The organism is Massilia sp. UYP11 (assembly GCF_050434805.1).
Taxonomy (GTDB): domain Bacteria; phylum Pseudomonadota; class Gammaproteobacteria; order Burkholderiales; family Burkholderiaceae_D; genus Telluria.
The window spans coordinates 47,013-70,625 of sequence record NZ_JBNDJE010000021.1; the positions used below are offsets into that span (position 1 = coordinate 47,013).

At 65.1% G+C, this 23,613-nt stretch carries 11 protein-coding genes; 2 read left to right on the forward strand and 9 right to left on the reverse strand.

Translation table 11 applies throughout. From position 1 onward, the window contains the following. Positions 1 to 177: 177 nt before the first annotated feature. The 9 genes from ABIB38_RS20750 to ABIB38_RS20790 all read right to left on the reverse strand — a co-directional run bounded on the left by ABIB38_RS20750 (position 178) and on the right by ABIB38_RS20790 (position 18,261). Positions 178 to 1,863 carry an alpha-amylase family glycosyl hydrolase gene (locus ABIB38_RS20750; protein WP_429206594.1) on the reverse strand — a complete coding sequence of 562 codons (1,686 nt, stop codon included), beginning with the start codon at positions 1,861 to 1,863 and terminating at the stop codon, positions 178 to 180. A 35-nt stretch (positions 1,864 to 1,898) separates the two neighbouring features. Then, positions 1,899 to 3,530: an alpha-D-glucose phosphate-specific phosphoglucomutase gene (locus tag ABIB38_RS20755; protein WP_429206595.1), complete on the reverse strand. Its 1,632-nt coding sequence runs from the start codon at positions 3,528 to 3,530 to the stop codon at positions 1,899 to 1,901. 136 nt (positions 3,531 to 3,666) lie between these two features. Further along, the gene (locus ABIB38_RS20760) at positions 3,667 to 5,001 is read right to left on the reverse strand and encodes an MFS transporter (RefSeq protein WP_429206596.1); all 1,335 of its coding nucleotides are present in this window, start codon (positions 4,999 to 5,001) and stop codon (positions 3,667 to 3,669) included. 424 nt (positions 5,002 to 5,425) lie between these two features. Beyond that, the gene (locus ABIB38_RS20765; RefSeq protein WP_429206597.1) at positions 5,426 to 7,288 is read right to left on the reverse strand and encodes a DEAD/DEAH box helicase; all 1,863 of its coding nucleotides are present in this window, start codon (positions 7,286 to 7,288) and stop codon (positions 5,426 to 5,428) included. Between the two features lie 212 nt (positions 7,289 to 7,500). Further along, positions 7,501 to 10,170, reverse strand: a complete 2,670-nt coding sequence (locus ABIB38_RS20770) for a TonB-dependent receptor (RefSeq protein WP_429206598.1) — start codon at positions 10,168 to 10,170, stop codon at positions 7,501 to 7,503. Positions 10,171 to 10,710: 540 nt separating this feature from the next. Continuing rightward, the gene (hmpA, locus tag ABIB38_RS20775) at positions 10,711 to 11,925 is read right to left on the reverse strand and encodes an NO-inducible flavohemoprotein (protein WP_429206599.1); all 1,215 of its coding nucleotides are present in this window, start codon (positions 11,923 to 11,925) and stop codon (positions 10,711 to 10,713) included. Between the two features lie 168 nt (positions 11,926 to 12,093). Further along, entirely contained in the window at positions 12,094 to 13,329 is a 1,236-nt protein-coding gene (locus ABIB38_RS20780; protein WP_429206600.1) for a dienelactone hydrolase family protein, read from the reverse strand. A 433-nt stretch (positions 13,330 to 13,762) separates the two neighbouring features. Continuing rightward, positions 13,763 to 15,274, reverse strand: a complete 1,512-nt coding sequence (locus tag ABIB38_RS20785) for a tryptophan halogenase family protein (protein WP_429206601.1) — start codon at positions 15,272 to 15,274, stop codon at positions 13,763 to 13,765. Between the two features lie 113 nt (positions 15,275 to 15,387). Next, on the reverse strand, positions 15,388 to 18,261 hold the full coding sequence (locus ABIB38_RS20790) for a TonB-dependent receptor (protein WP_429206602.1): 2,874 nt from the start codon (positions 18,259 to 18,261) through the stop codon (positions 15,388 to 15,390). A gap of 433 nt (positions 18,262 to 18,694) precedes the next feature. Between ABIB38_RS20790 and ABIB38_RS20795 the strand changes: the two genes are divergently transcribed. After that, positions 18,695 to 20,560: a glycoside hydrolase family 13 protein gene (locus ABIB38_RS20795; RefSeq protein ID WP_429206603.1), complete on the forward strand. Its 1,866-nt coding sequence runs from the start codon at positions 18,695 to 18,697 to the stop codon at positions 20,558 to 20,560. After that, on the forward strand, positions 20,557 to 23,484 hold the full coding sequence (locus ABIB38_RS20800; RefSeq protein WP_429206604.1) for an esterase: 2,928 nt from the start codon (positions 20,557 to 20,559) through the stop codon (positions 23,482 to 23,484). Before ABIB38_RS20795 ends, ABIB38_RS20800 begins: the two co-directional genes overlap by 4 nt. Positions 23,485 to 23,613: the final 129 nt, after the last annotated feature.

Genomic DNA, 23,613 nt, shown 5'->3' on the forward strand with positions numbered 1-23,613 from the left:
TCATTGGCGGCTGGTCCACGAAACATGAATATGTTGTCAGCTTAGCAGTATTCGCGCGCAGGCAACGCGGCGCCGCCGGGAATTCCGCGCGGCAGGAAATCATGCAGCGTGCATGACGCAATGCGCCGGGAAGGCGCACGGCGACAGGCGTCGCCGCGCGCCCCTCCGGGGGGGAGATTAGTCCTGGGCGATCAGCGCCACCGGGGCGGCGGTGTCGAACTGCACCTTGCCGCCCTTGACCACCGCGGTCTTGCCGGTGTACCAGTCGCGCACGGTGGCGCCGTCATGGAACACGCCGCCGACCTGGATCTGCGCCGGCTGGCCGCCCGGCAGGTCGAGCGCCACCACCACGCGGTCGCTCACGCCGTTCTTTTCCCAGGTGCGCTTGAAGGTGTACGGGCTGTGACTGATCATCTGGTGCACGCCCGCGCCAACCGCCGGATGGGCGGCGCGGAAGCGTCCCAGGCGCGCCCAGTGCGCGCGGATGTCGGCCACGCGGTGCATGCCGCGCTGCGCGTTCGACTTCAGCTCGTCCCAGTTCATGAACGAACGCAGGGTGGCGTCGCCCACGGCGCCGTCGACGCGCAGGATGCGCGCGGTCTCGTCGCCGTAGTAGATCTGGGCGGCGCCCGGCGCCAGCAGCAGCTTGTTGGCCGATTCGAACGGACGCTCGCGCAGCGGATCGAAGGGGCTGCCGTCGTCGTGCGAGCTGATGTAGTTCAGCACCGAATAGCCCTTCATCTCGCCTTGCAGGATCTTCGAATAATCCGAGAAGATCTTTTCGTAAGGCTGCTTCGCGTCGCTGCGCAGGCTGAAGCTGATCATGCTGTCGAAGCCCTGATCCAGGTAGTCCACGTACTGTCCGCCGCCCAGGTCGAACTTGCGCGCGTGTTTGATCTCGTAGTTGTAGACCTCGGACACCATCCAGAATTTGTCGTCGCCCAGGCGTTTGTCCGGATTGGCGCGCTTCCAGTCTTCGAGCGCGAGGCTGGCCTCTTTCTTGAGTTCCTTCCACAGGCCAGGCTCGGTGTGCTTGACGGTGTCGGCGCGAAAACCGTCGATGCCGTACTTGCGCACCCAGTCCGCTTGCCACTTCATCAGGTAGTAGCGCGGCGCGCGCGGATAGCCGGTGCGCTTGAAGAAGTCGTCCAGTTCCTTGACCTCGCGCTCGTAGCGCCCTTCCTTCTTCCATTTCGCCGCCAGGTGCGGCGGCAGCGCGACGCCGGCATTGCTGTTGGTGAGGAAGTCCGGCAGGTTCGCCACCAGCGTGCAATCGACCGTGGTGCGCGCGTCCTTGTAGGTGCACTGCGGGCCGGTGCGCACCCACGAAGCCGGCCACACCGGATCCTGCGGCGTCACCGGGCCGGTGTGGTTCATCACCACGTCGAACACGATGCGGATGCCGTTCGCATGCGCCGTGTCGACCAGCTCCTTGAGCTCGGCCTCGGTGCCGAAGGCCGCGTCCAGCGCGGTGAAGTCCTTCGCCCAGTAGCCGTGGAAACCATAGCTCTTGCCGGTGCCCTCGTCGGTCGAGCCGTGGATCTGCTCGACGACCGGCGTGAACCAGATCGCGTTCACGCCCAGGTCGCTGAAATACCCTTCCTTGATCTTCGCCGTGATGCCGGCGATGTCGCCGCCCATGAAGCCGCGCATCGTCGCGGCGTCATCCTTGCGGCCATATGCGTTGTCGTTGGCCGGATTGCCGTTGTTGAAGCGGTCCGTCAGCAGGAAATAGACGGTCGCGTTCTCCCAGACGAAGGGTTTTCCGGCCGGAGCGCTGGTCTGGGCAGGGGTCTGCGCCACTGCGGACGACATTGCGCCAAAGGCGAGCAACATGGAGGCGGCAAGGACGGGTAGTTTCATGCGGTTTCCTGTAGGTGGATCGAGGTGGGTGGGTGTCAGGTGATGACGGTGGGTTCGTTGCGGCCGGTGCGCCGGCGCAGGCCGGACACGTCCTCGGCGACGGCGATCAAGCCCTGCAGGGCTTGCTGGGTGTCGAGGTCGTGACGCGCCGGATCGGCTTCGTAGCGTTCGAGGTAGAGACGGACGGTGGCGCCCTCGGTGCCGGTGCCGGACAGCCGGAACACGATGCGCGAACCGTCGCTCATGATGATGCGCACGCCCTGTCCGGTGGAGCGCGAGTTGTCGACCGGGTCGTTGTATTCGAAGTCGTCGGCCTGCGCCACGTGGTGGCCGTCAAGCTTCTGGCCGGCCAGCTCTGGCAGGCGCGCGCGCAGGGCGTCCATCATGTCGGCCGCCACCGAGGCGTCGACCGCCTCGTAATCGTGGCGCGAGTAATAGTTGCGGCCGAAGCGGGCCCAGTGCGCGCGCAGGATCTGTTCGACCGACTGGCGGCGAACGGCCAGCAGGTTGAGCCAGAACAGCACCGCCCACAGGCCGTCCTTCTCGCGGATGTGGATGGAGCCGGTGCCATAGCTCTCCTCGCCGCACAGGGTAACGAGGTTGGCGTCCATCAGGTTGCCGAAGTACTTCCAGCCGGTGGGCGTCTCGAAGCAGGAAATCCCGAGCGCATCGGCCACGCGGTCGGCCGCCTGCGACGTCGGCATCGAGCGTGCGATGCCCTTGATGCCGCCCGCGTAGCCCGGCGCCACGGTGGCGTTGGCGGCGATGATGGCCAGGCTGTCCGACGGCGTGACGGCGATGCCGCGGCCCACGATCATGTTGCGGTCGCCGTCGCCGTCCGAGGCGGCGCCGAAGTCGGGCGCATCCGGCCCCGCCATCGCCGCGATCAGGTCGGCCGCATTGACCGGGTTCGGGTCGGGATGGCCGCCGCCGAAATCTTCCAGCGGCTGGCCGTTGACCACCGTGCCGGCGGGCGCGCCGAGCATGTCTTCCAGCACCGCCCTGGCGTACGGTCCCGAGACCGCGTGCATGGCGTCGAAGCGCATCCGGAAGCCGCTCGCGAACAGCGCGCGGATCGCACCGAAGTCGAACAGGCGCGCCATCAGCTCGGCGTAATCGGCCACCGGATCGATCACCTCGATCGTCATGTTCCCGATGCGGGCGCTGCCCAGCTTGTCGAGATCCACCGCCGGCGCATCGACGATGCGGTATTGCGTCAGCGTCCTGGTGTGCTCGTAGATGGCGTCGGTGATCTTTTCGGGCGCCGGGCCGCCGTTCTCGATGTTGTACTTGATGCCGAAGTCGCCCTCGGGACCGCCCGGGTTGTGACTGGCCGACAGCACGATGCCGCCGTCGCAGGCGTGCTTGCGGATCACGCAGCTCACCGCCGGCGTCGACAGGATGCCGCCACGGCCCACCAGCACCTTCTCGACGCCGTGCGCGGCGGCCATGCGCAGGATGGTCTGGATCGCCTCGCGATTGAAATAGCGGCCGTCGCCGCCCACCACCAGGTGACGGCACTTGCCCTCGCCCAGGGTCAGGAAGATGGATTCGACAAAATTCTCGAGGTAGCCGGGCTGCTGGAATTCGGACACCTTCTTGCGCAGGCCCGAGGTGCCGGGACGCTGCCCGGCGAACGGGGTGGTCGCGACGGTCTGGATGGTCATGCTGTGCTCCTGTCTGGGTAAGTTTGTGCTCACACAAGCACCCGGGGCCGGCTCGGCCGCGGGTGAATATGTTAGTAAAACATTACGATACGACAGCCGCGAAAATGACGGCGCGCAGTGCTGGAAACAGCGTGGATCAGGCCTTCGCGACCGGCGCCGCCTTGTCGGTGACGAACAGGGTCAGCACCGCCGCGATCAGCATGCAGACGCCGCCCAGCACCAGGGTCAGCACCGCATGGCCGTCGAACAGGTGCTTGGTGATGCTGCCCAGCAGCAGGCCGCTGACGATCTGCGGGATCACGACGAAGAAGTTGAACAGGCCCATGAAGTAACCCATGCGCTTGGCCGGCAGGGAACCCGCCAGGATCGCATACGGCATGGTCAGGATCGAGGCCCAGGCGATACCGATGCCGATCATCGGCAGCACCAGCGTCTGTTTGTCGGTGATCAGGAACATGCTGGCCAGCGACAGGCCGCCGATGACCAGGCAGGTGGCATGCACGGTCTTGCGGCTGGTGGCGCGGGCGAACACCGGCAGGATGAAGGCGGCCAGCGCCGACACGCCGCTGTAGACCGCGAACATGATGCCGACCCAGTTGCCGGCGTCCTGATAGGCGCTCGATTGCGCATCAAGGGTGCCGTAGACGTTGTCGGCGATCGCAGTGCCGGTATAGATCCACATCGCGAACAGCGCGATCCAGGTGAAGAACTGCACGAAGGCCAGCTGCACCATGGTGCGCGGCATCTTGCCGAAGCCGCCCAGGATCTCGACGAACATCGTGCCCATGCCGCGCGAGGCCTTGCGCTCCTTGTGGAAGGCGTCCATGTCGGGCGGCGGCAGTTCGGTCGAAAACAGCACGGTCCAGCTCACGGCCAGGAAGAACACCAGGCCGCCGGCGTAGAACGAGTAGCGCACGGTGTCCGGGATCACGCCGCCGACGGCGGCGTTGGACACGCCCATGCTTTCGAAGAAGGTCGGCAGCAAGGACGCGATGACGGCGCCGCAGCCGATGAAGAAGGTCTGCATCGCGTAACCCGCGGTCTGCTGGGCCGGGTCGAGCTTGTCGCCCACGAAGGCGCGGAACGGCTCCATCGACACGTTGATGGCCGCGTCCATCATCCACAGCACGGCGACCGCCATCCACAGCGCGGTGGAGTTCGGCATCAGGAACAGCGCGATCGCGGCCAGCACGGCGCCGATGAAGAAGAACGGACGGCGGCGGCCCCATTTCGGGTGCCAGGTATTGTCGCTCAGGTAGCCGATGATGGGCTGAACCAGGAGGCCCGTGACCGGCGCGGCCAGCCAGTACAGGGCCAGGTTGTCGGGGTCGGCGCCGAGCGTGGCGAAGATGCGGCTGGTGTTGGCGTTCTGCAGCGCGAAGCCGAACTGGATGCCGAAGAAACCGAAGCTCATGTTCCACAGTTGCCAGAACGACAGGCGTGGCTTGAGCACGGCCGGTTGCATATCCATTGTGTGTCCCCAATCTGGCCCGACGTCAGCGGGCTTTTTTCGTATGTGACTGCATGGCCGCCCGATCATGAGCGTGCCAATGATGCCTTGTGCAGGATGCGGCGCGGGGCCGGAAGGGACGAAAAACGACGACTACAGTCCGGCTAGCGAATCTGTAGCAAAATAACATGGTGATTTCTAGGTGTCAATCGCGACGTTCCCATAGTGCGAACGCCGCGCCACCTAACGGTAAATACAGGGTTTTGTAGTCAAACAACAGAACACCGTGACTGGAATCCTGGCCTCCCGCCCACGCACGTCGTTCCCGCGAAGGCGGGAACCCCAGTTTGCATGCAGACCGCCGGCGTTAGGCACTTGCAGCGATTCGACGTGCTTGGGTTCCCGCCTTCGCGGGAACGACGTGTTCGAGCAGCGGGTGACAAGGTCAGCCCTGGCTCGGCCCCTTGCGATGCGGCTTCTTGCCGGGCGCCGCTTTTTCGTTCAGACGACGTTCGACGCCCTTCTTGGCGGCGTACGGTTTTTTCGGCGCCGCGGCATTGCCGGCCCCGGCCGGCGTTTCGCCGTCGCGCGTGATGGCGAGCTGGCGGCCCGCGACCCAGACGGTCTTGAGGTGATCCACCAGGTCCTTCGGCATGTCGTCCGGCAGGTCCAGTGTCGAGTAATCGTCATAGATCTCGATGCGGCCGATATGCTTGGACGGGATATTGGCTTCGTTGGCGATCGCGCCGACGATATTGCCCGGCTTGGCGCCATGGGCGAAGCCGACTTCGATGCGGAAGGTGGCCATGCCCGGCTCGGGGTCGCGCATCACCCGCTCTTTCTTGAAGCCCGGTTCGCGTGCGGGACGCGCCGGACGCTCTTCCCAGTCGCCACGCGGCGCGCGCGGCGCACGCTCCTGGCCGCCACTGCGCTCTTGCCCGAATTCGCGTTGCGACGGCACGAACTCAGGACGCGCGTCACGGTCGGGCTTTTGCAGCAGCAGCGGTTCGTCGCCGCGCGCCAGCTTGGCCAGCGCGGCCGCGATATCGATCGCCGGCACATTGTCTTCACGCTCGACGTCTTCGATCAGCGAACGGAACACGTCCAGGCCGCCTTCGGCCAGCGTAGCGCGGATCTGGTCCTTGAAGCGGGTGATGCGCACTTCATTGACCGCCTTGACGGTCGGCAGCTCGAGCGGAGCAACCGGCTGGCGGGTGGCGCGCTCGATCGCCTTGAGCAGGCCGCGCTCGCGCGGGGTGATGAACAGGATCGCGTCGCCGCTGCGTCCCGCCCGGCCGGTGCGGCCGATGCGGTGGGTGTAGCTCTCGGGATCGGACGGCACGTCGTAGTTGATCACGTGGCTGATGCGCTCCACGTCGAGGCCGCGCGCGGCGACGTCGGTCGCCACCAGGATGTCGATCTTGCCGTTCTTGAGCTGCTCGATGGTGCGCTCGCGCTGTTGCTGGGCCATGTCGCCATTGATGGCGGTGGCCGCGAAGCCGCGCGCCTGCAGCTTGGTCGACAGTTCTTCGGTGCCCAGCTTGGTGCGCGCGAAGATGATCATGCCGTCGAACGGCTCGGCCTCGAGGATGCGGGTCAGCGCGTCGAGCTTGTGCATGCCGGCCACCAGCCAGTAACGCTGCTTGATGTTGTCGGCGGTGCCGGTCTTGGCCGCCACGGTCACTTCGGACGGATCGCGCAGATAGGTTTTTGCGATGCGCTTGATCGCCGGCGGCATCGTCGCCGAGAACAGCGTGGTCTGACGGCCTGCCGGGGTTTGCTGCAGGATCTGCTCGACGTCGTCGATGAAACCCATGCGCAGCATTTCGTCGGCTTCGTCGAGCACCAGGGTGGTCAGCTGCGACAGGTCGAGCGAGCCCTTTTCGATGTGGTCGATGACGCGGCCCGGGGTGCCTACCACCACGTGCACGCCGCGGCGCAGGCTCGACAGCTGCGGGCCATAGCTCTGGCCACCGTAGATCGGCAGCACATGGAAGCCCTTGATGTGGGCAGCGTAGCTCTGGAAGGCTTCGGCGACCTGGATCGCCAGTTCACGCGTCGGCGCCAGCACCAGCGCTTGCGGCACGGTCTTCTTGACGTCGATATTCGACAGGATCGGCAGCGCGAAGGCCGCGGTCTTGCCGGTCCCGGTCTGGGCCTGCCCCAACACGTCGCGCCCTTCCAGCAGCAAAGGAATGGTGGCAGCCTGGATCGGCGACGGCGTTTCGTAGCCGACGTCTTTCAATGCTTTCAGTACAGGTGCCGAAAGATTGAGGTCGGAAAACGATGGGATTGGGGTGTCGGACATAAAGGAGTTGCTCTTAAATAAGTAGAAACGAAAGCGATAGTTTACACCGTCGCCCCGCGCAAGGCGCCAAATAGGACGATGCGCGGACTAAACAGGCGTGGATTATGGGGCCAAAACCACAGAATCCGAACAAAACAAAAAGCCCTTGCAGGCAAAACCTGCAAGGGCTGGCAGACGCCGCGCTGGGCGGCGTGCCGATGATACAGCGTGTCTTACAGCTTGTAGTTCAGGCCGAGCAGCATCTGGCGGCCGTACTTGCTGTAGCCGCGCGGACGGTCTTCGGTGCCGGCGTAGCTGCGGAAGGCGGTATCGGTCAGGTTGTTCACCTGGAACAGCACCGACAGGCCCTCGATCTGCTTGAAGTCGTAACCGAGCTGCAGGTCGACTACTTTATCAGCTTTCACGTAGGTCAGCTCGGTTGCGCCGCCGATGCCGCCGATTTCGCCCACGAAGTCGCTGCGGTAGCGCTGGCTGACGCGGGCCGAGAAACCGTCTTTCTCGTAGTAGGCGGTCACGTTGAACACGCGCTTGGACAGGCCCGGCAGCGGGATCGCGAGGCTGCCGAAGCGCTGGTCGACGATCGAGATTTCGCTGCTGGTGAACGAGGCGTTGGCGGTGATGCCGAAGCCGTCCAGCATCGGGTGGATCATGTCCAGCGGGGCCGAGGCCGCGAACTCCAGGCCCTTCAGGGTACCGCCTTCGCCGTTCATCGGCTGGGTCATGGTGCCGATATTGGTCAGGGCGCCCTGCAGGTTGTACTCCGAGAAGTCACGCGGCACGGTCACGCTGTAGATGTACGAGGACAGGTCCTTGTAGAAGCCGGCGGCCGAGATGTAACCCTTGTTGCCGAAGTATTTTTCGTACGACAGGTCGACCTGCTTGGCGCGCCATGGATCGAGCTGGGCGTTGCCGCCGTTGCCCCATGGGGTACCGGTGGTCTGTGCGGTCAGACCCACTTCCAGGGCGGCGTTCAGCTGGTTCAGCTTGGCGCGCGCCAGTGTCTTGCCGGCGCCGAAACGGATGAACTGCTGGTCGGGCAGGCTCCAGGCCAGGTTCAGGCTCGGCAGGTAGTCGGTGTATTTCTTGCCGTCGGTGAGCGGCACCAGATCGGCGAACGGCCAGGCGCGCAGCGTGTTCGCGGTCGAGCTCTGGTCGGTGTCGATCACCTGGATGCCGATATTGCCGCGCAGCGGCATCGCCATCAATTCGGTGTCGATGTTCAGCTTGGCGTAGCCGGTCTTGACCTTTTCTTCGATCGACCAGTTCTTGGTCGCGCCCCATGGCACCAGGACCGTCGGGGTGAACGGACCGAAGTTGTTGGCCAGCACGGCGTCGATGTCCCAGCTCAGCGAGTTCTGGAGCGCATACAAGCCTTGCGAGCCGTTCAGCACGTTAGGTGCGAAGGTGCCGTCGCCAAGCTTCGAGAAGCCGGTCTCCAGGTGTTCCTTTTCCTTCTCGCGCTTGGAGTGGTTGTAGCCGACTTCCAGGCTGCTGAACGGACCGTCGGCGAACTTGCGCTCGAGGCTGACGCGCAACGAGGTCATCTTGTCGGTCATGTTCGGGGCGTTCACGTAGCCTTCGCCGAACTGGCCGCCGATGGCGATCTGCGACGGATCGTCGTACACGCCCGACAGCGACAGTTGCGGAATGGTGCCGCCGTGGTAGCTGTAGCCCAGCGTCTGGCGCGCGGCGCGGCCGGCGTTGATCTCGATCAGCTGTTCCTTGTGGTCAGCCTTGGAACGGCTGATGTCGACGATACCGACCCAGTCGCCCGAGCTGTAGCGGTTGTTCCAGCCGAAGGCGGTCAGCTTGTCGTCGCGCGTCATGCGGTTGTTGCGCACGACCGGATTGACGTCGTTGGCGGTGCCGGCGATCGCGGTGCCGTTGACCACGGTCGCGTTCGAGAAGCGCACCGTGCCGTCATCCTTCAGCGGCATCTCGATGCCGCGGCGGATTTCTTCCTGGTCGAAGCGCGAGTGATAGACGTCGAAGGTCGAGCTGAAGTTGCGGTTCGGGCGCCATTCGAGCACGCCCATCAGGCCGTCGCGCACCTGGTCGCCGGTGATGGCCATCGACTTCATGCCCTTCGGCACTTTAACGGTCGAGCCCGGCACGACATTGGTGTCGTCCACCCAGTCCCAGGTCTCGAACTGCTGGTGCACGTTCGGCTTGTCCTGGCGCGCATAGCCGATCGCCACGCCGAGCGTGCGGTCGGCGAACTGGTCGATGTAAGAGGCGCTGATGCGGCTGCCGGTGTCCGGCGAGCCGGCGCTGACCGAGCCCTTCGAGTTCTTTTCGCCGCGCACGTTGACGGTGACGACGCGCTCGCGCAGCGACAGCGGCTTGATGGTCTGCAGGTCGACCGTGCCCGACAGGCCCTGGCCGATCACGCTGGCGTCGCCGGTCTTGTACACGGTGACGGCGCTGATCAGTTCCGACGGGTACTGGTCGTATTCGACGGTGCGGTCCGAGCTGGTGGTGACCTGCTCGCGGCCGTTGAGCAGCGCGGTCGACAGGTCGCCCGAGGTGCCGCGGATGCTGATCGACTGGGCCTGGCCGTTGACGCGCTGGGCCGACAGGCCCGGCAGGCGCGCCAGCGATTCGGCGATCGACACGTCCGGCAGCTTGCCGATGTCTTCCGACGAGATGGCTTCGACGATGCCGGTCGATTCGCGCTTGACGGCGATCGCATCTTCGATCGCGCGGCGGATGCCGGTCACGGTCACGGTGGTCACCGGCGCGTCCGGGTTCAGGTTGGCGGTTTCGCCGGTACTGGCGGTCTGCGCCTGCGCGCTGCCGGCCAGGACCGTGACGAAGATGGCGCAACCGGCGGCAACCGGGCTCAGCTGGAATGCGGCACGCTTGGTGGCGATGTTTTTCATGTGTCCCCTCAGATAGAACGATGTATTCCCGAAAACAGCCCTCGGCCGGTCGGGATCGGCTTTTTGCGACAAAATCAACGTTGGTCGCGATTCTGTATTAAAACTAGATGCACTGTCAACGGGAGTTACTTGCAGCAATGATCATGGCATGTTTTCGCCTAGCAGGCCGTAAATTCAAGGGTTTCCCGTTGTATATGAGCTACATGACAACTTCTCCGATTCTGTAGTCACGCTACAAATGCTCTAAAAACCGGCGTATATTTTCCTTAATGCACCATTACAGTGCATATCACGTAGTAAATCATTCAGAACGTCCGGATCGCCGGGCGCGTCATGAAAATTTGCTACAAAGCAAGCTGTGATGACCTGCGGGTCATGCTCAACAAAAAGGCCGCTGATCATCCAGATGATCAGCGGCCCGTAAGATTACCTATTGAATTCGGTTATTTACCGGAATTGAGGGCATTCCCACTCATAGCGTGGGCTCGGGATAGCGCCGCGCGCGCCCACCTGCCGCGCGGGCACGGGACCGGGCTTGTCCTACTCCGCGAACAGATCCGGACCGAACACCTCGTAATGCACCCGTGTTTCCGCGATGCCGCGCGCGATCAGGGCATCATGTTGCTGCCGCATGAACGGGATCGGGCCGCAGATGTAGTAGTCGGCGTCGGGCAGCAGGACCGAAGCCGCGATCGTGCCGATGTCGACCAGGCCGCGATAGTCGAAATCCCTGCCCGCCTGGTCCTGGGGCAGAGGTTCGTTATAGAAGATAAAGGTCTTGAAGTTCGGATGCTGCGCCGCTGCCACGCGCAGACGATCCTTCATGGCATGGACACCGCTGTTGCGCGCGCCGTGCACGAACACGATCTCGCGTCCCGGCGATTGCAGCACACGGTTGAGCATGCTGATCATGGGCGTCAGGCCGACCCCGCCGCTGATCAGGACCACCGGTGTCGTCGCAGTGACATCGATGAAGAAATTACCGTGCGGTGCAGCGAGCTGGATCCTGTCGCCAATCTGCACCTCGTCGTGCAGCAGGGTCGATACATAACCCTTCTGCCCGGGATCGACCCCATCCTCGCGCTTGACCGAGATGCGATAGCTGCGCCCGTTCGGCGCGTCGGACAGGCTGTACTGGCGGATCTGGCGCAGCCCGAGACGCGGCACTGGCACGTTGACACTGGTGTACTGCCCCGGCTCGAAGTTGACGACCGGCCCGCCGTCAGCCGGCTCCAGCACGAACGACGTGATGACATCGCTCTCGGGCTGCTTGGCGGTGACGACAAACTCCCTCCAGCCAACCCAGCCGCCTGGTGCTTCGGCCGTGCGCTCGCGCAGTTCGCTCTCCCGTCCCATGAGGATGTCGGCCAGGTTGCCGTAGGCCTGCGCCCAGGCCGAGATGATGTCTGCAGTCGCCGCATCGCCCAGCACGGCCTTGATCGATGCCAGCAGGTGCTCTCCGACGATCGGGTACTGCTCAGGCCTGACGTCCAGGCTGGCATGCTTGTTGGCGATCCCTTCCAGCAGCGCCGCAAGGCTGGATGGATCCTCGATGTTGGCGGCGTAGGCATACACCGCACGCGCCAGGGCCTCCTGCTGCTGCCCGCGCTCCTGGTGGCGCATGTTGAAGACGTTCTTCAGCTCGGGATGGGCACTCAGCAGGCTTCGGTAGAAGTGCTTGATGATGTCATAACCGTGCGCCGCAAGGACCGGTGCCGTGGCCTTGACGATGTCTTTCGTCCGTTGAGTAAGCATGCCTGTTCCCTCCTCTGTGCGAGATCCGGCTCGCCCGCGCTTACATGCTGATGGCAGGCCACTATACTCCAGACCAGGGAACAGGATTGTTCATGCGAATCGGCCCGGCAGCCTGCGGGGCACGTGGCCGCGCCTCTATCAGACCGGGCCGTCTTGCACACGCTCCCGTTACAGCCCTTCGCTGCTGCTCCAGCGCGCCATCAGCCGGTTCGACGGAATGGTCTCGTCGAGCAGCTTGCGGGCCTGCTCGATCCCGGACACCGGCAACAGCGCCGGGTCCAGCAGGCCGATTTGCACCAGCACGCTGGCCTGGTCCCAGTAGATATGCTCGTGGTACAGCTTGTCGCCACGGAAGCTGATGATGCCGATCATCGGGATCTCGACGTATTTGCCGGTTGGCGCCACCCCCGGCAGCATCCAGTCGATCTCCTGATCATGGGTGAAGCACATGATGAATTCGTCGACTACCTGGAGTGCCCCGACCGTGCGCGAAATCGGGATCATGCGCATGTCCGCCGGATTGCCATGCACGAAATGATGCTGGTAGAAGCGCGCCAGCTGCCTGGACCCGACACCGCCCGTCAGGGTCGGGATATGATTCACGTAGGGCTCGGCGACCATGGTCGCCATCGTCGCCGGCACGTCACGCTTGACGAACTCCTGGTACACGTGCTGCTCCCACAGGTCCGACAAATTGAAATCCGGGCCGATCGTCGCCTTGAGCGCGGCGATGGTTCGGCCATGCGCCATCAGCGCCGACGGTTTATCGAAGTGCATACTGCCGACCCGGGCGAACGCATGGTCTGCGCCGGGGTAGGTGTAAAACTCAGCCTTCGGCAACCCGGCCAGTCCCTTGATGATCTTCTCGCGCGCAGCAGCGTCGCAGTAGGCATCGTTCTCGGCGAAGTGCAGCACCAGCTTGCCCTTGATGTTGACGGCCTCGTCCAGCATGTCCTCGATCCCCATGCCGTAGTAGGCCACCGCACAGGCGACATCGGTGCGCGCCGCGGTCATGTAGGCCAGCTTGCCGCCCATGCAGAAGCCGACATAACCCACGCCTGGCCCCGACACCTGCGGCAGCCCGCGCAGTGCGTCGATTGCCGCCGCGATATCCTCGACCGCGCGGTCGACGTCGAGCCGGGTGAAGTAGCCGAGCGCAAGCTTGAAGTCCTCCTCGGTATAGCCCAGGTCGACGCCCGGCTGCATGCGCCAGAACAGGTCCGGCACCAGGGCTACATACCCTTCTTCGGCGTACATATCGGCCACGTCGCGCATGTTCTGGTTGACGCCGAAGATTTCCTGCCCCACCACCAGTCCGGGGCCGCTGCCTCCGCTTGGCAACGCCAGGTAGCCTTTGAAGCTTCCCGAGCCGTCCTTGGCCGGGATATCGATGTAATGCGCCATTCGTATTACTCCATAAAATGATGAACCAGGGCAGTTGCCTCCAATCAGATTGTGACAGAAACGCGTTGACAAAAAACTACCTGCGATCGCCCGCACAGGGATGTGAAATCGGATACCAGGCCGGCGAGGCATGCACTCTTGCGAAAGTACAAATGAGAAACCCGCCGAAGCGGGTTGGTAGAGCCATGGCTGCCTGTCAACCTTCTCATGTTGACGTGCGAAACTGTGCGCAGGACCTCACACGGGCCGGCGATGGAAGGTCAGCGGGCTGTACTACACAGCGGACGGCGGCGGCGAGTGCAGGATGCCACTTGACGCCTTGGCCGGATTTTTAGCGGGTCACATGCGTCGGGCGCTTACGCGCGCGCGGCGCCCTGGACGTCCACAAGTCCTGCTGACCCGTATGCACGGATCGTGCCGGCCCGGCTGCGGCTCAGGCTTTGCGCGCCGCGCAATGCTGCGCGATGTACCCGTCATGCGACGGCATCACGTCCACGCACTTGCGAATCACCTCGCGCACGCTCTCCATGTACTCGGCGATGTCGGCCTCGGACTGGGTGTCGGCCAGCGGGTGATATCCGTCGAGCGGCATGTTCTGCCCCTCGAACACCTGCAGCCAGCCGACTTCCGAGAACAGCTCGTTATCGACCCGCACGACCTTGCCGCGCGAACGGTACAGGTCCATCTTCTGGCGCAGCGTCTCGGGAATCGCCATGTTGGCGCATTCCAGCCAGTAGGCCGAATCGGTGCGCTGGTTCAGGTGGTAGTGCAGGATGATGAAGTCGCGCACGCGCTCGTATTCGAAACGCGACTGGCGGTTGAATTCATCGCGGTCGACGTCGCTGAAACGGCGGTCCGGGAACAGCTCGACCAGGCGCGCGATGCTGGACTGGATCAGGTGGATGCTGGTCGACTCGAGCGGCTCCAGGAAGCCGCCCGACAGGCCGATCGCCACCACGTTGCGGTTCCAGGCCTGCTTGCGCATGCCGGTCTGGAACTTGATCAGGCGTGGCTCGGCCAGCGCGCGGCCGTCGAGGTTGGCCAGCAGCGTGGCCGCCGCCTCGTCGTCGCTGATGAAGCGGCTGCAATAGACGTGGCCGTTGCCGGTACGGTGCTGCAGCGGGATGCGCCACTGCCAGCCCGACTTGTGCGCGGTGGCGCGCGTGAACGGCGTGATGGCCGGCGCCGATTCGCAGGGCACGGCCAGCGCGCGGTCGGCCGGCAGCCAGCCGGTCCAGTCCTCGTAGCCGGTCGCGAGCGCCTGCTCGATCAGCAGGCCCCGAAAACCCGAGCAGTCGATGAACAATTCTCCTTCGATGCGCTGGCCGCTGTCGAGCTCCACCGCCGTGACGAAGCCGTCCGGCTCGCGCTGGATCGCGCGCGCAATCCTGCCCTCGATGCGCGCTACGCCGCGCGCCTCGGACAGTTTTCTCAGGTATTTCGCGTAGAGGCTGGCGTCGAAGTGATAGGCGTAGGCGATGTCGCGCAGCGGCGAATTCGGCACGTCGTGGCGCGCCGGCATGAACTTGCCGGCCTTGGCCGCCATGCGCGTGATCGAGTATTCCTCGAGCGGCGCGGCCTTGCCGAGCGCACGCATCTTGTGCCAGTACTGCTCGAAGGGCACGGTGGCCAGGTCCTGGCCCATGCGTCCGAAGCCGTGCATGTAGCGCTCGCCCAGCCGGCCCCAGTTGACGAACTCGATGCCCAGCTTGAAGCTGCCCATCGTCTCGCGCATGAATTCGTTCTCGTCGATGCCGACCACGCGGTTGAAGCGCTGGATCATCGGAATGGTCGCCTCGCCGACGCCCACGATGCCGATCTCATCCGACTCGACCAGCCGGATGTTGTAGCGGCCGCCCAGCATGCTCGACAGCGCCGCCGCCGTCATCCAGCCGGCGGTGCCGCCGCCGACGATCACGATGTCCCTGATTGCCTGATTTTCCATATGCTGTGTTCCTGCCGTCTCTTTCAAGAAAAACAACCCCCGGGGCCGAAGGCCGCGAGGGTTGCATTGTAGGGCACCTGTTCGACGTGCCCTGTAGTCCTGCGCGCCTGCGATCAGAACTTGTAGTTGGCGCCGAACTGGTAGGTGCGGCCGTATTCCACGCGGCGCGTGACCGAATCGCTGCTCACCGTGTATTCCTGGTACGGCGCGTTGTTCCAGTTGTTGGCCTGGGCGAACACCGACAGCCCCTTGGCGAAGCCTGACTGGATCTCGTACGAGACCTGGAAGTCGACGATGGTCTCGCCCTTCACGAAGGTGTACTGCAGCGTGTCCGAGAAGTCCGGCGACTGGCCCAGGAAGTCCGAGCGCTTGCGCGCCGCGGCGGCGATCTGGAAGCCGTTCTTTTCGTAGTACAGGCGCAGGTTGCTGACCTTGCGCGACAGGCCCGGCAGCGGGATCGACTGCGCCGGCACCTGCACGTTGCCGAAGCCCAGGGCCGGCAGGTCGATCTTCGAACGGGTGTCGGAGTGGTTGGCCAGGATGCCGAAGCCGTCCAGCCACGAGCTCACCAGTTCCAGCGGAATGTTCACCGCCAGCTCGTAGCCGCGGATGCTGCCGCCTTCGCCGTTTTCAGGACGGTTCAGCACGCCGATGGTGGAACCGGCGTACGGGCCCGTGGTCGGCAGCGGCGTGGTCGAGGTGACCCATGGCGCGAAGTCGTATTCCGACGGGGTGCGCAGGATGAAGCTGTCGAGCTTCTTGTAGAAGCCGGCGACGCTGACATAGCCCTTCTTGCCGAAGTATTTTTCGTACGACAGGTCGAACGACTTGGCCTTGAACGGTTCCAGCATCGGGTTGCCGCCGCCGCCGCTCAGGAAGGGATTGGCCACGCCGGTGTTGACGCTGAAGCCGAGGCCGCCGCGCAGGTCGTCCAGGGTAGGACGCGACAGCACTTGCGCCACGCCCATGCGCAGCAGCTGGTCGTTCTTCAGGTCGAACGACAGGTTCAGGCTCGGCAGCACGTCCCAGTAGTCGTGTTCGCCGGCGGCGCGCAGCACCGGGCAGGTGTCGGCGGTCTCGCCGGTGCAGTTGCCGCTGTTGTAGCCGCCGCCCATCTGCTTGGTGTGCACGAACTGGGTGCCGACGTTGCCGCGGTATTCCAGGCCGAACAGCTCGCCGTTCAGGTTGCCCATCACATAGGCGGTCTGCACGGTTTCCTTGACGTCCCACATCTTGGTGAGGATGTCGGCATTCACCTTCGGCGCCAGTTCATACACGGAGCCGAGCGAGCCGAGCGGGTTCCAGGTGGCGATCGGGATGCCGGTGGTGCCGGCCGTGTTCGCGGACGCGCCCGGCATCGCCACGGCGCCGAAGCGGTCGCCGCCGGCGATCATCAGGCGGCCTTCTTCGCCGCTGCGGGTCTTTTCGCGGTCGGTGTAGTTGTAGCCGAACTGGATGGCCGAGACCGGGCCCCATTCGACGTCGCGCTTGGCGTTCAGGCGGATCGCCTTGAGCTTGTCGTCGATGTAGGGCTGGGCCAGGTAGCCGGCCTGGGCCAGCGGATTGTCGGCCGTGCCCGACCAGCCGTTCACGTCGGTGAGCTGGGCGACGTTCGGGTCGGCGTAATTCAGGCCGGTGCGCCAGGCGATGTCGGTGAAGTTGCCGCCGTTAAAGCCCGTCCACGAGATCGTGTCCAGGTTGGCCGCATTGCCCGGCAGGCCGGCGGTGGTCTCGTAGCGCGAGCTCAGCTTGGTCGCCTTGGACCAGGTGATGTCGGCGCTGGTGTCCCAGTCGCCCACGCGCAGCTCGTTCTTCCAGCCGACGGTCTTGAGGTCGTCCTTCGCCGCTTCGATGTGGTTGCGCACCACCGCCTTGTAGTTGGTCAGGGTGCCGCTGGCGGCGACGCCGTTCTGCACCACCACGTTCTGCAGCACGCCGGCCGGGTCGTACAGGCCCGAGGTATTGGCGCCCACCGCGCCTTCCAGGCCGCTGCGCTTGAAGCCGGTCTCGCCGGCCGAATAGAACAGGTCGACCGTCGAACGGAAGTTGCGGTTCGGCCGCCATTGCAGCGAAGCGAAGGCGCCGTCGCGGTTGTGGTAGCCGGTTTCGGTGTCGGCCGTGAAGCCCAGCGGCAGGCGCACGTTCTGGCCGTTGTACGGCAATTCGGCGATGCTGCCGCCCCAGGCGTCGTACTTGCGCTGCTCGCCGCCGGTCTCGTCGTACGAAGTCAGGCCGACCGCCAGGCCGATGGTGCGGTTGGCGAACTGGTCGATGTAGGACAGCGAGACGCGGTCGCCGTCGCCCTCTTCGGCGGTGCGCACGCCCAGGCGGCTCTTCTTGTAGTTGACGGCGATGACGCGCTTGCCGAAGTCGAGCGGCTGCACGGTCTTGAGATCGATGGTCGCGGCCAGGCCCTGGCCGATCACGCTCGCGTCCGGGGTCTTGTAGATCACCACGCCGCCCATCAGCTCGGACGGGAACAGGTCGAATTCGGGGTTGCGGGCATTGCCGGTCGAGGCCATCTCGCGGCCGTTGAGCAGGGTGCCGTTGAAGCTCGGCGACAGGCCGCGCACCGAAATCTCGGACGCGCGTCCCGAGCCGCGGCTGCGCTGGGCGGTCACGCCCGGCAGGCGCGCGATCGATTCGGCCACCGAGGAATCGGGCAGCTTGCCGATGTCTTCGGCCGAAATCGCTTCGACGATGGAATTGGAATTGCGCTTGACCGAGATCGCCGCCTCGATGCCCTGGCGGATGCCGGTCACGGTGACGGTGGACACGCTTGGCGCCGGGGTGGCGATGACTTCGCTGGTGGCGGCCGCGGTCGGGGTATTCGGCGCGACGGCGGTCTGCGCTTCGCTGCCGGATGCCTGCGCGAAGGCCTGACCGGCCAGTGCCGACAGCAGGACGGCGCAGCCCGCGGCGAGCGGGTTCAACGGAAATGCGGTACGCGCCGACTTGCCGGCGCGCCTGGTGGCGGTAGCTTTCATGTGTCTCCTCGGTGGAAGGCAGCCCTCAGCGGCATTGCGCTGCCGGGGTCGTTGCCTCGACAATTTTTATCAGCTTCGGCTGAGCAACTGTACTAAAACTAGATGTTGCGGCCGGAAAACTGTGTGTATCGACAATGATCGCAGGTTTCAGAAAAAACAGCGGCGCGCTCGTTGTAGCCGAGCTACAAAAATCCGCATATTTATACATATCAATAAGACATTCCGGTTGTTTCTAAAGGAAATCTTAAGATTTGCGAGGCCACCAACGCTGTAGTTCTCCTAGAGCGCGCAGCAGGTGTATGGATTGGCGCTGGTTGGTTTCTATAGTACTCTTTCGCCAACACAACAACACTTAGCGACCCCGCCGTATGCCGGCCGCATGGGTTTGTAGTCTTACTACCTATGCAGCAGTGACGGTGCGACGCCTTATATCATGAGACAACTCCTCGCCAGCATCGTACTCGGCGGCGCTGCATTCGCCGTTCACGCCCAGACCCCCGACATCGCCCGCATGGAGCCGCCCTTCTGGTGGGCCGGCATGCAGCATCCCCAGGTACAGCTGATGGTGTATGGCGACAGGATCGCCGACCTGGAGCCGTCGCTGGCGTATCCGGGCGTGCGCATCGCCTCGGTGACCCGCACCCCGAACCGCAACTACCTGTTCATCGACCTGGCGCTCGACCCGAAGGTCAAGCCCGGCAGCTTCGAGATCGCCTTCAAGGGCGCCAACCGCACCGCCAGCCATACCTACCGCCTGCTGGAACGCGAGGCTGGGTCCGCCGAACGCCAGGGCTTTTCCAGCAAGGACGCGATCTACCAGATCATGCCGGACCGCTTCGCCAACGGCGACCCGTCCAACGACAGCGTCGACGGCATGCCCGACCGGCTCGACCGCAAGGGCGGCCTGGGCCGCCACGGCGGCGACATCAAGGGCATCATCGACCGCCTCGACTATGTGGCCGGCCTGGGCTTCACCCAGCTGTGGCCGACGCCGCTCGTCGAAAACAATATGCCGGGCTACTCCTACCATGGCTACGCGGCCACCGACCTGTACCGGATCGACCCGCGCTACGGCAGCAACGAGGATTTCAGGCGCCTGTCGCAGGAAGCGAAAAAGCGCGGCATCGGCATCATCCAGGACGTGGTGCTGTCGCACATCGGCAGCCACCACTGGTGGATGAAGGACTTGCCGGCACCGGACTGGATCAACTACGGCGACAAGTTCGTTCCGACCCAGCACTACCACACGGCGGTGCAGGACCCGTACGGCGCGAAGGAAGACGCCGACAACTTCACGCGCGGCTGGTTCGTCAAGAGCATGCCCGACATGAACCAGTCCAATCCGCAGGTAGCGAATTACCTCATCCAGAACAATATCTGGTGGATCGAGTACGCGGGCTTGTCAGGGCTGCGCATCGACACCTTCGGTTATTCGGACAAGGCCTTCCTGAGCGAGTACACGAAGCGCCTGATGGCGGAATACCCGAACCTGAACCTGGTCGGCGAGGAATGGTCAACCAAGGTGCCGGTGGTGGCCTACTGGCAGCGCGGCAAGCAGAACTTCGACGGCTACCAGGCCTACACGCCAAGCCTGATGGACTTCCCGGTGGCCGAGGCGATGCGCCGTGCGCTGGCCGACAAGAAAGGCGGCAACGTCTTCACCGACGTCTACGAGACGCTGTCGCTCGACTACCTGTATCCGGAGCCGGGCAACCTGGTGCTGTTCGCCGACAACCACGACATGTCGCGCATCTACAGCGAAGTGGGCGAAGACTTCGACAAGTACCGCATGGCGATGATCTTCATGATGACGGCGCCGCGCATCCCGCAGTTCTACACGGGCGACGAGATCCTGATGACCAGCGCCGTCGGCGAGCGCAACGACGCCACCTACCGCACGCCGTTCCCGGGCGGCTGGGCGGGCGACAAGGTCGACGCGTTCAAGGGCGTCGGCTTGAGCACGAAGCAGCGCAATGCGCAGGAGTTCGTGCGCAAGCTCGCCAACTGGCGCAAGGGCCAGCCGGTCATCCATCACGGCAAGATGATGCATTACGGCCCGCAGGACAACACCTGGGTCTACTTCCGCTATCTGGATGACCGGCGCGATGCAAAGAAGGTGCTGGTCGCCTTCAACAACAACGCCAAGGAGATGTCGCTCGACGTCGAGCGCTTCCGCGAGATGCTCTCCGGCGTGGCCAGCGGCACCGACGCCCTGACCGGCAAGACCTACGACCTGCGCGAGAAGCTGGTGCTTCCCGCCCGCGCGGCCATCGTGCTCGAACTGGCGACGCCGCGATGAAGCGCCATGCCATCGCCCTGGCCGCCCTGCTCTCCTGCGGCGGTGTCCTCGCCCAGGACGTCGACGGCCTGTACGTGCGCGGCGCCTTCAATGGCTGGGGCACCGCCAGCCCGCTGGCGGCGCAAGGCGATGGCGTCTACCAGGCCGACGTCGAGGTCATGCCCGGCAACCATGCCTTCAAGCTGGGGACGGGCGACTGGGGCGTTGAATGGGTGATCGATCCGGATAGAAGCACGAGCGTCAAGCCCGACACCGACTACCGCCTGAAGCCGCAGTCCGGTCCCGAGACCTTCCTGTTCGTGCGCCAGCCGGGCACCTACCGCTTCACGATCGACGCGCGCGACAAGTCGACGCCGGTGCTCAAGGTGGCGCGCATCGCCGACGCCCAGCGCGGCGCCGGCCCCGATCCGCATGCCGGCCACGCGGCCCAGGCGTCGCAGCAATGGCCGACCTGGGACGGCAAGGTAGAAACCGTGCGCTACTCGACGCCGGATGCGGACGCGCTGCTGCGCCGCTACGTCCAGTCGAGCACCATGCTGCTGCGCGATCCGGGCCCGCAGCACGTCGAATACGCCGAAGAAGACGGCTTGCCGCGGGTACGCAGCGGCAACCTGGCCTTCGACGCCCTGTTCGCGCTGGCCGGCCGCGAGATGCGCCAGAATTCGGTCAGCCAGATCAACGACGGCAACTACAACGGCGGCAAGGCGATCGACTGCGACTGCTTCGCCACCGGAGAAAAGTGGGCCTACGTCTGGACCCGCGACCTGGCGTATGCGGCCGACCTGGGCCTGGCCCTGCTCGACCCGCGGCGGGTGCGCAATTCGCTGGACTTCAAGCTCTCGGGCTGGCGCCCGGGCATCACCGCTGCGGCCCAGGTCCCGGGCACGCCGGACGGCCTGCAGATCGTGCAGGACACCGGCAGCGGCGGCAGCTGGCCGGTCAGCACCGACCGCCTGACCTGGGCCCTGGCGGCCGAGGAGACGCTACGCACCCTGCCCGCTCATGAGACCGATAATGGCGCCAATAATGAGCGTGCCCAATTTGCCGCGCGCGCCCTGAAGGCGCTGTCGAACACGCTCGAGATCGACCGCGTGGCGGCCTTCGATCCGGTGTCCGGCCTGTACACGGGCGAGGAATCCTTCCTCGACTGGCGCGACCAGACCTATGCCGCCTGGATCCCGGGCGACCTGGCCTCGATGGCGAGCTCGAAGGCGCTGTCGACCAACGTCGTGGTTTACCAGGCGCTGAACCTGGCCGCGAAGCTGGCGCGCGAGCACCAGCAGCCGGACAAGGCGCAGCGCTACGCGCGCTGGGCGCAAGACCTGAAGCGGGCGATCAACGCGCGCCTGTGGCTGAAGGACGCGGGCATGTACAGCAGCCTCACCGCCGGCCACCTGGACGACGCGCCGCTGCACAAGTTCGACTGGCTGGGCCAGGCGCTTGCCATCGTCAGCGGCGTGGCCGACGACGACCAGGCGCGCTCGATCCTGGCGCGCTATCCGCACGGCCCGCTGGGCGCCCCGACGATCTGGCCGCAGCAGATTGGGGTGCCGGTGTATCACAACCGCTCGATCTGGCCGTTCGTGACCGCGTATGGCCTGCGCGCGGCGGCCCAGGGCAAGAACGCGGCGGTGGCCGACGTGGCCTATGCTTCCCTGATGCGCGGGGCGGCGGTCAATCTGTCGAACATGGAAAACCTCGAATGGCTGTCCGGCCAGCCGCTGCTGCTCGACGAACACGATCCGGACCTGAGCGGTCCGGTAATCAATTCGCGCCGCCAGCTGTGGTCGGTCGGCGGCTATCTCGGCATGGTGGTCAACAACGTGTTCGGCGTGCAGATGCTGGACGACGGCATCGCGTTGCGGCCGTTCGTGACGGCGAAACTGCGCCGCGACACCTTCGGCGGCACGAACGAGATCGCGCTGCACGACCTGCGCCTGCACGGCAAGCGCATCGACGTGCGCCTGCGACTGCCTGCCGCGAGCGAGCACGATGGCTATTACGAGGTAGAGCGCATCGTCCTGAACGGCCGGCAGGTCGCCGGCGCCGCCGGCACCATCGGCCTGATCGATCTGACCGACAGCAACCGCATCGAGATCACGCTGGGTAAGCTGGTGCCCGGCCGGCACGACATCCGCCGCGTCGACGCCAATCCCCATGACAAGGGGAGCGCCGTCTTCGGCCCGCGCGAGCCGACCATCGACAGCCTGGCGCGCGCGGCATCTGGCCCGGTCACCCTGCAGATCGACGCCAACGGCAACGCCGCCAACGTGCGCTACCGCGTCTACCGCGACGGCAAGCTGGTGGCCGACAAGCTGCCGGCCGGGGCCTGGCTTGACCCCGGCGCCGGCGCCACCTCCTGTTATGCGGTGGCGGCCCTGTACACCGACAGCGGCAACGTCAGCCACCACAGCCAGCCGCGCTGCGTCGACGCGGGCATCGGGATTTCCGTGCTGGACGCCCGCGTCGCCTCAAACCTGAAGGCGACCGCGCCCGATGCGCGCTTCACCCAGGCCCATCTCGAGGACTGGGGCAAGCCCGGCGACCGCTTCGCCGTCGAAGACATCCGCATCGAGCAGCCGGGCAACTACCGCATCCAGGTGCGTTACCACAACGGCGCCAACCAGGTGAACCTGGGCATCAGCGGCGGCGTGAAATGGCTGGCGCTGAAGGATGGCAGCGGCCGTGTCGTGGCCCAGGGCGTGATCCAGCTGCCGCATGCGCCGCTGCTGCAGAAGGACACGCCGAGCGTGTATTCGACGCCGCTGGCGGCGCGCGTCGAGGCGGGCAGCTACCGTCTCGAGATGACGGACTTCTACAATATGAGTTATCTCGAGAGTAACCGCAGCTTCAGCGGCGCCGGCGGCGCCGAGCCGTCGAACCGGTTCGATATCTACGGCGTGCGGCTGCTGCGGGTGAAATAAGGGCACGTCGAAAAACCTGCTGCGCGTTGCATTTTCGGTCGGGGCGGCGGGGGGGGGGGGGGGGGGGGGGGGGGCCCCCGCCCCCCCCCCCCCCCCCGCCCCCCCCCCCCCCCCCCCCCCCGGCGCCGC